Annotated in this window: 12 protein-coding genes; 4 read left to right on the top strand and 8 right to left on the bottom strand. The window is 75.3% G+C overall.

Going from position 1 to position 12,628, the window contains the following annotated elements:
- Together AB0C33_RS48635 and AB0C33_RS48640 are read right to left on the bottom strand one after the other, a co-directional pair.
- Window positions 1-660, bottom strand: coding sequence for a response regulator transcription factor (locus tag AB0C33_RS48635; RefSeq protein WP_358301832.1), 660 nt, complete (start codon window positions 658-660; stop codon window positions 1-3).
- Window positions 657-1,808, bottom strand: coding sequence for a histidine kinase (locus AB0C33_RS48640; protein ID WP_358301835.1), 1,152 nt, complete (start codon window positions 1,806-1,808; stop codon window positions 657-659). The genes AB0C33_RS48635 and AB0C33_RS48640 overlap by 4 nt, the downstream gene beginning before the upstream one ends.
- A gap of 172 nt (window positions 1,809-1,980) precedes the next feature.
- On the opposite strand from AB0C33_RS48640, the gene AB0C33_RS48645 reads away from it, so the two are divergent.
- Window positions 1,981-2,961, top strand: coding sequence for an alpha/beta fold hydrolase (locus AB0C33_RS48645; RefSeq protein WP_358301838.1), 981 nt, complete (start codon window positions 1,981-1,983; stop codon window positions 2,959-2,961).
- A gap of 37 nt (window positions 2,962-2,998) precedes the next feature.
- Window positions 2,999-3,304, top strand: coding sequence for a hypothetical protein (locus AB0C33_RS48650; protein ID WP_358301841.1), 306 nt, complete (start codon window positions 2,999-3,001; stop codon window positions 3,302-3,304).
- On the opposite strand, the gene AB0C33_RS48655 is transcribed toward AB0C33_RS48650, so the two are convergent.
- Entirely contained in the window at window positions 3,267-4,289 is a 1,023-nt protein-coding gene (locus AB0C33_RS48655; protein ID WP_358301844.1) for a helix-turn-helix domain-containing protein, read from the bottom strand. The genes AB0C33_RS48650 and AB0C33_RS48655 overlap by 38 nt on opposite strands.
- A gap of 71 nt (window positions 4,290-4,360) precedes the next feature.
- Between AB0C33_RS48655 and AB0C33_RS48660 the strand changes: the two genes are divergently transcribed.
- Window positions 4,361-4,684, top strand: a complete 324-nt coding sequence (locus tag AB0C33_RS48660; RefSeq protein ID WP_358301847.1) for a cupin domain-containing protein — start codon at window positions 4,361-4,363, stop codon at window positions 4,682-4,684.
- Between the two features lie 32 nt (window positions 4,685-4,716).
- On the opposite strand, the gene AB0C33_RS48665 is transcribed toward AB0C33_RS48660, so the two are convergent.
- The 5 genes from AB0C33_RS48665 to AB0C33_RS48685 all read right to left on the bottom strand — a co-directional run bounded on the left by AB0C33_RS48665 (window position 4,717) and on the right by AB0C33_RS48685 (window position 11,125).
- Window positions 4,717-5,703 carry a hypothetical protein gene (locus AB0C33_RS48665; RefSeq protein ID WP_358301850.1) on the bottom strand — a complete coding sequence of 329 codons (987 nt, stop codon included), beginning with the start codon at window positions 5,701-5,703 and terminating at the stop codon, window positions 4,717-4,719.
- Entirely contained in the window at window positions 5,703-6,344 is a 642-nt protein-coding gene (locus AB0C33_RS48670) for a hemerythrin domain-containing protein (protein WP_358301853.1), read from the bottom strand. Before AB0C33_RS48670 ends, AB0C33_RS48665 begins: the two co-directional genes overlap by 1 nt.
- Before the next feature lie 45 nt (window positions 6,345-6,389).
- Window positions 6,390-9,746 carry a BTAD domain-containing putative transcriptional regulator gene (locus AB0C33_RS48675; protein WP_358301855.1) on the bottom strand — a complete coding sequence of 1,119 codons (3,357 nt, stop codon included), beginning with the start codon at window positions 9,744-9,746 and terminating at the stop codon, window positions 6,390-6,392.
- 111 nt (window positions 9,747-9,857) lie between these two features.
- Window positions 9,858-10,736, bottom strand: a complete 879-nt coding sequence (locus AB0C33_RS48680; protein ID WP_358301858.1) for a sigma-70 family RNA polymerase sigma factor — start codon at window positions 10,734-10,736, stop codon at window positions 9,858-9,860.
- Window positions 10,733-11,125 (bottom strand): VOC family protein, encoded by a 393-nt coding sequence (locus AB0C33_RS48685; RefSeq protein ID WP_358301861.1) that lies wholly within the window; start codon window positions 11,123-11,125, stop codon window positions 10,733-10,735. Before AB0C33_RS48685 ends, AB0C33_RS48680 begins: the two co-directional genes overlap by 4 nt.
- A gap of 203 nt (window positions 11,126-11,328) precedes the next feature.
- On the opposite strand from AB0C33_RS48685, the gene AB0C33_RS48690 reads away from it, so the two are divergent.
- A complete protein-coding gene (locus tag AB0C33_RS48690) occupies window positions 11,329-12,498 on the top strand; it encodes a cellulose binding domain-containing protein (RefSeq protein ID WP_358301864.1) in 1,170 nt (389 codons plus the stop codon).
- Window positions 12,499-12,628: the final 130 nt, after the last annotated feature.

The following is a 12,628-nucleotide window of genomic DNA, read 5'->3' on the forward strand; positions in this document are numbered from 1 at the left end:
TCAGGTCGCCAGGCCCCGGCGGTAGGCGTAGACCACCGCCTGCACGCGGTCCCGCAGGCCGAGTTTGGCCAGGATGCGTGACACGTACGTCTTGACGGTCTCGTGGCTGATCACCAGCGTGGCGGCGATCTCGCTGTTGGACCGGCCGTCGGCGATCAGGCGCAGCACCTCCAGCTCGCGCGGGGTCAGCGCGGTCTCCCCGGACGGCGGCTCGGCCGGACGGATGCGGGCCGCGTACCGGCCGACCAGCCGGCGCGTCACCTCGGGGGCCAGCAGCGCGGCGCCCGAGGCGACGGTGCGGATGCCGTGCAGGAGCTGCGCCGGCGGGGCGTCCTTGAGCAGGAAGCCGCTGGCCCCCGCGCGCAGCGCCTCGTAGACGTACTCGTCGAGGTTGAACGTGGTCACCACGAGCACCTTGACCGGGTCGTCGACCCCCGCGCCGGCCAGCAGCCGGGTGGCCTCGATGCCGCCGAGCACCGGCATGCGCACGTCCATGACGACGAGGTCGGGCCTCAGCCGGCGGGCGAGGTCCACCGCGGCGCGGCCGTCGCCGCACTCCCCCACGACCTCCAGGTCCGGCTGGGCGTCGATGATCGTCGCGAAGCCGGTGCGGATCAGCGCCTGGTCGTCGCAGACCAGGACCCGGATCGGCGCGCTCACGACGGGCCGCCCGCGGGGACGCGGGCCCGCACCACGAAGGCGCCGCCCGCCTGCCGGCCGGCGCTGAACTCGCCGCCGAGGGCGTCCACCCGCTCGCGGAGCCCGGCCAGGCCCCGCCCGCTCCCGCCGGGAGCGGCGGCCCGCGAGCCGGGCCCGTGGGTGCTGACCACCACGCTGATCTCCTTCTCGCCGTGACGCACCCGGACCGCGGTCGGGCTGCCGTGGGCGTGTTTCAGGGCGTTCGTCAGGGCCTCCTGGACGACCCTGTAGGCGACGAACTCGGCGCTGCCCGCCGGTTCCGCCCGGCTGCCCTCCTCGGCGAACTCCACCGGCTGCCCCGCCCGGCGGGTCCGCTCCACGAGCGTGTGCAGGTCGGCGGCGGACGGCAGGCCGTCGGGGTCGTGGTCGGCCTTGAGCAGGTCGAGCATGTGCCGCAGGTCGGCGATGGCGCGGCGGCCGGTGTCGGTGACGGCGTTCAGCGTCGCGTCGAGCCGTTCCGGGACGGCGGTCAGGTAGCGGGCGGCCTCGGCCTGCACCACCATCGCCGTCACGTGGTGCGTCACGACGTCGTGCAGCTCGCGGGCGATCCGGGTGCGTTCGGCGGCGCGGGTGGCCTCGGCGACGTGGCGGCGGCGTTCCTCCTCGGCGGCCCGGGTCGAACGCAGCCAGGCCCCGATGCCCCAGGTGAGGGCCAGCGCCAGGTAGAACACCACGTACCCCTCGACCCGCTCGTCCGCGCCGAGCCGGTCGAGCGCGAGGGCCAGCGGCACGTACGCCAGCGACAGGAGGACCACCGTGGCGCGCCGGAAACGCTCCAGATGGGCGCCCGCGCTGATGAGCGCGACGGGCAGCACGTTGCTCGCGAACAGGTGGTAGGCGCGCAGCTGGTCGAGGGCGAAGCCGAGCGACACCAGCACGAGGCACACCGCCGGCCACCGCCGCCGGACGGCGAGCGGCAGGCACTCCAGGGCGATCGCCACCAGGGCCACCCCGTCGAAGGGACGGGCGGGCAGGTCGCCCACCTGCGTGCCCTTGTCGTGGAGGCCCGGCAGGAGCGACGCGACGGCCACCAGCAGCCCGAACGGCAGATCCCGGACCACGACGTCACACCGTCGCCACACCTCCGTGGCCCGCCGCAGATCGATCACCGGGCGAGCGTAGCGGCACCACGGGCGTGCGGGCGCCGATAAGCCTGCTTTGTCCCCCGTGCGAGCTACCGGGGAATGTCCACCGTGCGGTGACGATCCCGGCGCCGCCCGGTCCGTAACGTTGCGGGGCGGCCGCGGCGTTCCGCCGGCCTTTCCCGTTCGCACCCCCGCCGTGCGCATCGCCTCCGCGGCGGCCGGCTCACTGGAGGACCTCATGCTCGCCAAGATCAGGACACCCGTCGCGGCCGTGCTGTGCTGCGTCGGTCTCGGCGCGGGGGTGGCCGGCTGCGACGGCGACGCGATGGAGAACTGGGACCCCTTCGCCGCCTCCACGCCCTCCACGTCCGCCGCCTCCTCCGCGTCCTCCGCGCCGACGGCCGCGGCCGCGGCGATCTCCGGCACCGAGAAGATCACCGTGGCGGGACGGTCGGTGAACGTGTCCTGCTCGGGCGAGCCGGTCGAGGGCGGCCCGGTCGTCGTCCTGATGCACGGCGGCGGCGACGGGCTGGACAAGATGGCGTCCCTGCAGAAGACGTTGAGCGGCAAGCACCGGGTCTGCTCCTACGACCGGCTCGGCGCGGGCAAGAGCGACCAGCCGGACGGTCCGCAGGACCTCGCCGCCAGCGGCCGGATCCTGACCGGCGTGCTCGACCGCGTCGCCGGGAAGGCCCCGGTCGTCCTGGCCGGTCACTCGCTGGGCGGGCTGATCGCCGCCCGGTACGCCCCCGACCACCAGGACAGGGTCAAGGGCCTGGTCCTACTGGACGCCACCCCGCCCACCATGATGAACGACATCGAGAAGGCGATCCCGAAGTCCGCCGAGGGCCCGGCCGCCGAGCTGCGCGCGCAGAACCTGGCGATCTTCCAGGGGCAGAACCCGGAGAAGCTGGTCATCCCCGACGGCCCGGTCCGCTCCGCCGGTGACATCCCGGTCGAGGTCGTCCGGCACGGCAAGCCGTACCTGGAGGCCCTGCCCGAGTACGGACCGCGCCTGGAGCGGGCGTGGGCGGCGGGCCAGCGCAAGTGGCTGGCGCTGTCCGGTCGCAGCAAACTGAGCACGGCCGCGGGCAGCGAGCACTACATCTACGTGGACGAGCCCGGCGTCGCCGTCCAGGCCGTCGACCGCGTCACCGATCAGGCGCGCAGCCGGTGATCCGGCCGGTCGCGGGGATCTGGTGGAAGGCTGGATCATGACAGCAGCGTTCATCAGGTTCGTCCCTGACGATGTCGACGACCTGGTCGCCTTCCTGACCGGCGAGGACTGGCCCTTCCACGTCGGACGGCCGGAGGCCGAGGCCGTCCGGCGGCGGGCCGCCGACGGTCACCACGACGACGCGGACGAACGCACCTTCTTCGTGAAGGAGGCGCACTACCGCCGGGCCTGGCCGGGACGCGACGGACGCCTGTACGACTCGGTCGCCTACGCGATCCTGCGCTCGGACCGGGAGACCGGCGAGGTCACGCCGGTGGCGTGGGAGGACGAGCCCCGCCCCTGACGGTCACGGCGGACGGTCGCGAGGAGGCGCCGCCGTCGTGATCGCCGAACGAGCGGCGGTAGGCGGCGGGCGTGGTGTGCACCAGGGAGTGGAAACGTCTGCGCAGGTTGGCGGCCGAGGACAGGCCGACCCTGGCCGCGATCGCCTCCACGGGGAGGTCGGTCTCCTCCAGCAGGGCCCGCGCCGCCGTGACGCGCTGCTGGAGCAGCCATCGGCCGGGGCTGACGCCGAGCTGGCCGGCGAACCTGCGGGCGAGGGTCCGCGGGGAGACCCCGGCCCGTGCGGCGAGGTCGTCGAGGGTGAGGGGCTCGTCCAGGCGTTCGGCGGCCCAGTCGAGGAGCGGCGCGAGCGACTCCGGCCGGCGGTCCGTGACGGGCGCGGTGCTGTACTGGAGCTGGCCGCCCTCGCGGTGCGGCGGCATGACCATGTGGCGGGCGATGTGCGCGGCGTAGACCGCGCCGTGGTCGGCGCGGGCCAGGTGCAGGCACAGGTCGATGCCGGCGGCGGTGCCGGCGCTGGTGGCGAGGTCGCCCAGGTCGATGTACAGCGTGTCGGGTTCCACCTGTACGTCGGGAAAGCGGTCGGCGAGCTCGGCGGCGAGCCGCCAGTGGGTGGTCGCCCTGCGGTGATCGAGCAGTCCGGTCCCGGCGAGCAGGAAGGTTCCCGAGCAGATCGCGACGATCCGGGCGCCTCGCCGGTGGGCCCGCCGGATCGCGTCGATCACGGCGGGCGGCGCCGGGTCGTCGCGGCGGTGCCATCCGGGGATCACCACCGTGTCGGCGGCCTCCAGCGCGGACAGGCCCGCGCCGACCGCCATGTCGTACCCGGCCAGGGTCGGCACGGCGCCCGGACGTTCGGCGCACACCTGGAACGAGTAGCGGGCGGGCAGCCCCGGCCGGCGCACGCCGAAGACCTCCGCCGCGCACGCCAGCTCGAACGTGGACTGCGGCGGCAGGACCAGCGCCACCACTCGGTGAACGGTCATGGCAGGAAAGTACCGCCACACGTCAATCCAGACACTGGGCGGGGGACGGCGTCCGCCGCGACGATGGGGTCATGACGCAAGACGCGAACGACGTCCAGATCCTGCACGTCGACGAGGTGGAAGCCGTCGAGGTCGTCCCCGGGATCGTCCGGCGGCGGCTGCCCGCCACCGACCGGGCCCGCGGCTGGATGTACGACTTCGCCCCGGGCACCGAATGGCCCGAGGTGGACGTGCACGACGGCGAGGAACGCTACTACGTGATCTCGGGCGAGTTCATCGACCGGGGTCACCGGCTCGGGCCGGGCAGTTACGTCGTGTTCGCGCCGGGCAGCACGCATCGCCCGCGCACCGAGACGGGCGCCCGCATGCTGGGCATCAGCATCCTCACCCCGTAGGGACGCCGCAGGCCGGGGACCGGCGGGCGGCGTCAGTCACGCGGGCGGCGGACGCGGGGAACGGGCTGGCCACGGCGGGCGGCCTCGGCCTCCAGCCGCTTCCGCAGCAGCCTGCCCTGGCCGAGGAACGAACGGCTGCGCTCCCGGCGGCTCCCCGCGAGGCTCCAGTCGTTGAGCGCCCGCTCGACCCGCACGCTCAGCCGGTCGCCCGCGCCGGTGGCCCGCCCGACCAGCACGACGTTCTCCTGCCACTCCATGGCCGGGCCGTGCCGGTGGAAGGTCAGGCACACCGGCCCGTCGGCCGCCTGGACGCCCGCGGGCAGCCGCAGGTCGAAGCCCGCCTCGGTGCGTACGGCCGAGCGGGTGGGCACGGCCAGCGGCATGCCGTCGGCCACCATGGTGACGGCGGGCTCGCCCAGGCGGGCGGCGCGGCCGGCGAACGGCCGCCAGTCCGCCGGCGGGGCCGACCGGCTCGGCAGCCGGGGGCCGGTGGGGGCGGGATCGGAGGCGGGCGCGGCGACGTCCGCGGGGCCCGTCCAGATCTCGGGCGTCCTGGACAGGTCGCCCTCGGGCCACCAGACGATCCGCTCGGGGGTGACCTCCACCCAGATGCGGGCGAAGTACCAGCCCAGCCGTCTCACCAGGAACCACGGCATCCCGGCGAACCCGGCGCCGGTCTTGGCCAGGGACTCGCGGACGTACCGGTCGGTGCCGGCCTGCAGGTCCGCGTCGCGCACGGTCGCCCGGCCCTGCACCAGGACGACGGGCGCCCGGTCCGGGCCGCCCTCCGCGCCGGAGCACAGCAGCGCGACGCGCGGGTCCCGGCGGGCGCGCTCGGCCTTGTCCGGGTAGGTGAGCCCGGTGCTGACGTCGAGCGTGCCGCCCGCGCCGGCGTACGGCGTGACGGGCCAGGTGACGGGGCGGCCGTCGCGGGTGAGCGAGGCGTACTCGCAGACCAGGGCGCGGCCGAAGACCTCGGCCGCCCGGCGCGGCGAGACGGTCGGCGCGGATGCGGTCATCACGGCTCCAGGATCAGGTCGGCGGGGGTGGTGCCGTACAGGCGGATGAAACGCCGCCGGTAGGCCGGCCACCAGAACAGGCGGAACATCAGCCGGGCCACGACCGGCAGGTCCGCGTACGACGCCGCGAGCAGGCGGGCGTCGGCGCTGGAGGCGAGCCAGCCGAGGATGACGGGGACCCGGCGGCGGCCGAAGTCGTCCATCGCCTGGCGCCGGTCGGCCTCGACGTCGGCGGGGGTGAGGTGGGCGAGCATGAGCGGCACGGCGACCCGCTCCTCGTGGTCGAGGTGCTCGTTGACGAGCTCGTGCAGCCGCCGCAGGACGGGCGCGCGCCCGGCCAGGGGCGCCCCGCGGTCGGCGGCGGCCTCGATCAGCGGGTCGAGCAGGGAGTGCTCGGACTCCAGCTCGGCCAGCGCGTCCGCCGCCTGCGGGGCGCGGCCGGTGAGCTTGGGCCACAGGGTGGCGTCCTCGTGCGAGTGGTGGGCGTGCAGCATGTCCAGGACGAGCGCGAGCTGCTCGGCCAGCAGCTCCTCGTGCGCGTCGTCACGCGGGTCGCCGCACGCCTTGGCCAGGCGGCCGAACTCGGCGCGGAAACCGGCGTGCATCATCAGGAAGCCGGTCAGGTGTTCTGGTGTGATCATCAGTCTGTTCCCTCACGTGTCGGGAACAGCGTGCGCGCCGGGCCTCTACGTGCACTTGGCGAGCGCTTGGCGGGCCCTTGTCAGCCAGTAGGCCGCACCCGCCCGCTCCAGCTGGCGCACCGCCTCGCTCAGGTGGACCCGGGCCCCCTCGCGGTCACCGAGCGCCAGCAGCGCCTCGCCCAGGTGGCCGTCGTACGCGCCGTCGACGGTGGTGCACGCGCCGTTCACGTGCAGCAGCCCGGCGAACGGGCGGAACGCGTCGTAGACCTCCTGGACGACGTCCGCCTCGCCGAGCCGGATCGCCGCGTGCAGCCGGCACATGGCGGCCATCGCCCAGTGGTAGTCGCGCGGCGGCATGGGCGTCTCGCGCAGGATCCGCCGGGCACGCTCGGGCTCGCCCAGCTCCGCCAGCGCGTACGCCAGGGCGTAGGCGGGCCCCGCCAGGCCGGTGTGCCGGGCCATCTCCTCGATCCAGGCCGCCTCCTCGCCCAGGCGGTCCTCCTGGATGATCGTCTCGGCCCGTCCGCCGAGCATGCTGAGCTCGAAGTAGGCCAGGTCGGCGAACGACAACATCGCCCTGACGGGCTCGAAGTGCCGGGCCGGGTCGGGGACGCCCTGGAACAGGTCGAGCCCCACGTGCGCCACCGCGGCCTGCAGCGCCAGCGTGGGGTTGTGCAGGTCGCGCAGCAGCGTGCCGATCTCCGCCAGCAGGTCGCGGGCCTGCGCCACCCTGCCGTGCTCCACGTGATGGCCGACGAGGTGCAGCTGCGCGATCACCCTGAGCTGGGGCGACAGGTCCGGCTCGGCCAGCAGGCGGCGGGCGGTCCCGGCGCGCTGCTCGACGAAGTCCTGTCCCTGCAGCGCGATGAGCCGCAGGTGCAGGACGCGCCGCAGCAGGGCGGGGTCGTCCAGGCGCTCGGCCGTCGCCACGGCCCGCGAGGAGACCGCGCCGACCTCGTCCTCGCGGCCGGTCTGGGCGAGCACGACGGCCCTGACGGCCTGCGCCGTCGCCCAGGCCGGGGTGGACGGCGGCAGCTCGCGCGCGGCCCGGTCCGCCGCGTCGCGTACGGCGGCCACGTCGACGCCGTACCGGAAGGGCACCCAGATGCCGTGGCCCATCGCGATGTCGGCGGCTCTGACGGCTTTGTCCAGGTCGTCGCCGGCCATGGCGAGCGCCTGCTCGACCGCCTCGTACCCCTCGTCGAACCGGCCGGCGGCGTAGCGGCTCTCCGCCAGCCCGACGGCCAGCTCGAACCGCTCGGCCGCGCTCGCGCCGGCCGGCTCGGCGGCCGCCAGCGCCTCCTGCCAGGACACGGCCGCGTCGTCGGGCGCGTGCCGTCGCTGGGCCGCCCGTGCCGCGCGGGCCGCGTAGTCCATCGCCATGCGGGCGGGCTCCGCGCCCAGCTCCGCCGCCGCCAGCCAGTGCCGCGCGATCACCGCCGCGCGGTCGTCGCGGTCGCCGTGGTCGCCGCGGTCGCCGTGGTCGCCGTGGTCGCCGTGCACGGCGGTGAGGGCGGCCGCCACCTGCTCGTGGACCCGCGCCCGCCACAGCCGCGACCGGCGCGACAACAACGCGTCGGTGACCAGGGCGTGCGCGAACTCGTAGCCGCCCAGCCGGTACGACGACTCCCGGACCAGCCCCGCGCCGAGCGCCGCGTCGAGCGACGGCAGCAGGTCGCCGACCGTGCCGCCGGCGACCCGGGCCAGGACGACCGCCTCGAACTCGTCGCCCATCACGGCGGCCAGCTCCAGCACGCGGGACGCCTCCTCCCCCAGGCCCGCCACCCGGTGCAGCACGACGTCCAGGACGCCCTGCGGCAGCCCGTCGCCCGCCCGGGCCAGCTCGGCGAGGAAGAACGGGTTCCCGGCGGTGCGCCGGCGCAGCTCCTCGGCCCCGTGACCGCCCGGATCGCGGCCGGACAGCTCCTTGACCAGCGCGCGGACCTCCTCGGTGGCCAGCCCGTCCAGCCCGAGCCGGCGCGCGCCGAGCCGGGACAGCGCCGACAGCGTGGCGGTGAGCGCCGACGCCTCGTGCCGCCGGAACGTCGCCACCAGCAGCAGGCCCGGCCGGGCGGTGGCGGCCACGTGGACCAGCAGCCGCAGCGTGGCGTCGTCGGCCGCGTGCAGGTCCTCCAGCACGACGACCGCCGGGCCGACCGCGGCCAGGAACGTGCCGACGGCCTCGAAGAACCGCAGCCGCGCCCCCTGCGCGTCGGACGCCGGGACCGCCTGCGGACCGCCCGACAGGAACGTGCCGACCTCGCCGGGCAGGGCGGCCTGCGGGGCCGCGGCGGCGAGGTCGCGCAGGACGCGTTCCCAGGGCCACAGCGCGGGCGCGGTCTCGTGGTCGGGGCTCGCCCCCCAGCCGACCGGCACACCGACGGTCGCGCGGAACCGCCTCAGCAGGCTCGTCTTGCCGACGCCCGGCTCGCCGTCCACCAGCACGACCTGCCCGGCGGCGGACGCCGCCCTGGCCGCCTCGGTCAGGAACGCGAGCGCGCTCTCCCGGCCGACGAACACCGGCTGGTCCGGCGCGGGCTCGCCGGCGCCGGGCGCCGCCGCGCGCACCGGCGTCAGCGGCGGCTTGGGGTGCGGGGCGGGCAGCAGGGACGGCGGCGGGGTGGCGGGACGGCCGGACGGTAACAGCGCGGCGTCCTGGCGCAGCACCGCGGCTTCGAGCTCGCGCAGCCGCGGACCCGGGTCGATGCCCAGTTCCCCGGCGAGCACGTCGCGCACCCCGCGCAGGCATTCCAGGGCCGCCGCCTGCCGGCCGGCGCGGTAGTGGGCCAGCACCAGCAGTTCCCAGGCCCGCTCGCGCAGCGGGTGCTCGCGGACGAACGGGTCCAGCCGCGCGACCACGTCCGTGTGGCGGCCCAGGTCCAGCAGGGCCGCGGCCAGCGCCTCCACCGCGTCCAGCCGTACCTGCTCCAGGCGGCCGATCTCCGGTTGCGCCCACTCCTGGGCGCGCACGTCCGCGTACGGGTCGCCGCGCCACAGGCCGAGCGCCTCGGCGAGGTCGGCCGCCGCCTGCTCGTGCCGTCCCGCGGCCAGGTGCGCGGAGCCGACCGACACGAGCGTGCCGAAGTCCGTCGTGTCGAGGACGAGCCCGCCGGTCATCAGGCCGTAGCCGTCGGCGGCGCTGACCAGGACGGCCGGAGTCGCGCCCGGCCGCCGGTCGGGCTCCAGCCGGCGGCGCAGGTTGGAGACGTACACCTGCAGGCTGCCCTGGACGCTCGGCGGCGGGTCGCCGGCCCACAGCCGGTCGGCCAGCAGGTCGGCGGGGAGCACGCGACCGGCGTGCATCGCGAGCAGGGCGAGCAGGGCCCGCTGCTTGGGCGGCCCGACCGGTACGGCCTGCCCGGCCACGACGAGTTCCATGGGCCCGAGGACGTTCAGCCGCACGCGCCCATGGTAGGGGCCGCCTTTCAACCGGTCCAGACGCGACATCGACGACACCGGCCGGCCGCCTCGGCACGCCTTACCGGGCCCGGGTCAGCCCGCCCCGGCCTCGGCTCAGGCCGGGGTGGGCTGGTCGTCGAGCGCGGCGAGCTTGGCCGGGTCGACGACGATGTGGATGCCGGTGATCCGGCCGCCGGTGACGGTGAAGGCGATGGCGGACAGCGGGGTCCCGTCGGCGCGCCAGGACAGGTGGCCGGGGAGCCCGTCCACCAGCACGGGCCGCTGCCCGGCGACCTCGCCGGAGAACATGCGGGCTCCGGCGGCGACGGCGGTGGCGCCGAGGGTGACGACCACGCCGCCGGGGGTGTCCACGGTCAGCTTCACGTCCGGGTCGAGGACCCGCAGGAGCGCCTCGAAGTCGCCGCCGAGCGCGGCGGCGCGGAAGGCGTCCACGGCCTCCCGGTGCTCGCGGCCGGGGCCCGCCGCCCGGTCCGTGGACCGGACCTTGCGGCGGGCGCGGCTGGCGATCATCTTGGCGGCGTCGGCGGACCTGCCCAGGATGTGGCCGATGTCCTGGAACGGGACCGCGAACAGGTCGTGCAGGACGAACGCCAGCCGCTCGCTCGGGGTGAGCGAGTCGAGCACCACGAGGAGGGCGAGCCCGACCGAGTCGGCCAGCGCCGCCTGCTCGTCCGGCGTTGGCTCGTCGTCGGGCGTCACCAGGAGGTCCGTGAACTCCTGCCCGTACGCCGTCTCGGGATGGGTCCGGCGGGATCGCAGCAGGTCCAGGCTGATGCGGCCGACCACGGTGGTCAGCCAGCCCGCCAGGTTGCCGATGGCCGACACGTCCTGGCGGACCAGCCGCATCCAGGCTTCCTGTACCACGTCCTCGGCGTCGGCGTGCGAGCCCAGCACGCGGTACGCGACGGCGCGCAGCCGGTCGCGCTGGGCCTCGAACGCCTCGGCCACCGGGCCGGACGGGTGCACGGTCACGGCCTGCGCTGCTGACGGAGGGAGATCCGGTTGCCGTCCGGGTCCACCGCCTCGGCGCGGACGCCGAACGGGTAGTCCACGGGCTCGGACTCCTCGAAGGTGACGCCCCGCCCGCGCATGACCTCGAAGTCCTTGCGCAGGTCGTCGGACTCCAGGATCAGCGGGCCCGGCGCGCCGTTCCCGCCCGCGACGCCCGGCTGCCCGGCGGCCGGCGCATGGGACCACAGGAGGATCTGGACCGGGCTGCCGGGCACGCCGACGGTGAGGAAACGGCCGTCGGGCCCTCGGACGTCGATGCGCTTGTCCAGGCCGAGCCCGGCGGTGTAGAACTCCAGCGCGCGGTCCTGGTCGGTGACGTAGACCGTGGTGTACATGATGGTGGTCAGCATCCTGCTCTCGATTCACTCGTGGGTCTGACGACCGTTCGTTCTCGGTCCTCACCCCCATGACGAGTGGCGGCGGGAAAAGGTAACACGGCCGGTCCGGCCCGGCGGATTCCCGGCTTTACGGAACATGAGAACTCGTTCACGATCACTGCGAGGGGGTGCAGGCTCGATCAGAAGGGGGCCCTATGCGGCCTGGCAGACGATCCTTGGGAGCGGTTGGCCTCACCCTCGGATTCCTCACTCTGGCGTTGTTCCTCGCCGCGCTGGCGATCGGCCCCACCGGGAGGACCGCTCTGGCCTCCGTCCCGGCGGCGCACGACGTCGCGCACGCGACCGTCCCGGCGGCTGCTGTCTCCGGGGCGGCTGTCGCGGCTGTCTCCGGGGCGGCCGACGACGCGCCGCCGACCCGTCCCGGCGGGCTGCGGCCGTGCCCGGTGCCGTTCGCCGCCAACCCGACCGGCTACGCGTCCATCTGCTGGGCAGCCTCCTCCGACGACACGGGCGTCGCCGGGTACGACCTGTACCGCCTGGACCCGGACGGATTCGTCCTCGCCAGCAGCACGACCAGCACGATCGGCGGCTTCTCCGGCGAGCTGAACCGCCTCTACACGATGTACGTCGTGGCCAGGGACCTGGCGGGGCACCTCAGCCCGCCGTCCGCCCTGATCACGGTGCCGGCGACGCTCGGGATGACCCCGACCAGCTCGCCGACCCCGCTGCCCGGCGACCACGTGCCCCCGTCCAGGCCCACCGGGCTGCGCGACGCCTGCCTGCAGGACTACCCGGGCGTCACGTTCTGCTGGCAGCCGTCGACCGACAACGTGGCGGTGACGGCCTACGACGTGTACCGGGAGACAGCGACGGCGTACAGCAGGGTCGGCACGGTCCTTCCGCCGAGCCTGAACTTCGCCGAACCCGGCCTGGTCGTCGGGCAGCGTTACACGTACGTCGTGGTCGCCAAGGACGCGGGCGGCAACGTCAGCGTGCCGTCGGACCCGCTGTCGGCGCTGGCCAGGGAGGGGCTGCCGTCGCCCACCCCGTCGTCGGGCGCGCCGTGCACGGTGACGTACCGGGCCACGACGGGAGGGCCGCGGCTGGACGCCGAGCTCGTCGTGCGCAACACCGGCACGGCCCCGGTCGACGGGTGGACGCTGACGGTCGACTACCCGGCGGCGGCCGCCGTGCGTCTCGTCTCGGGCTGGTCCGCGAACTGGACCCAGGCCGGTGCGGGGGTGGCCGGCGTGAACAAGCAGTGGAACAAGGTCATCGGGGTCGGCTCGCAGACCCAGGTCGGGTTCACCGCCACGTACGGCGGCGGCGCGCCGCCCTCGCCGGCGAGCTTCGCACTCAACGGCAAGACCTGCGCGACGGGCTGACGTTCCGCTCGTAACTGCTCGGCGGGGACGACCACGGCGACCACCAGCCCCACCCCGCCGAGCCCGACCGGCTCAACCGTCCACCTCCCGAGCCCGACCGGCCCCGCCCGTCCGGCCGGTCCGGCCCGTG

Source organism: Nonomuraea sp. NPDC048881 (genome assembly GCF_040649795.1).
In the GTDB taxonomy this organism is placed as follows: Bacteria; Actinomycetota; Actinomycetes; order Streptosporangiales; family Streptosporangiaceae; genus Nonomuraea.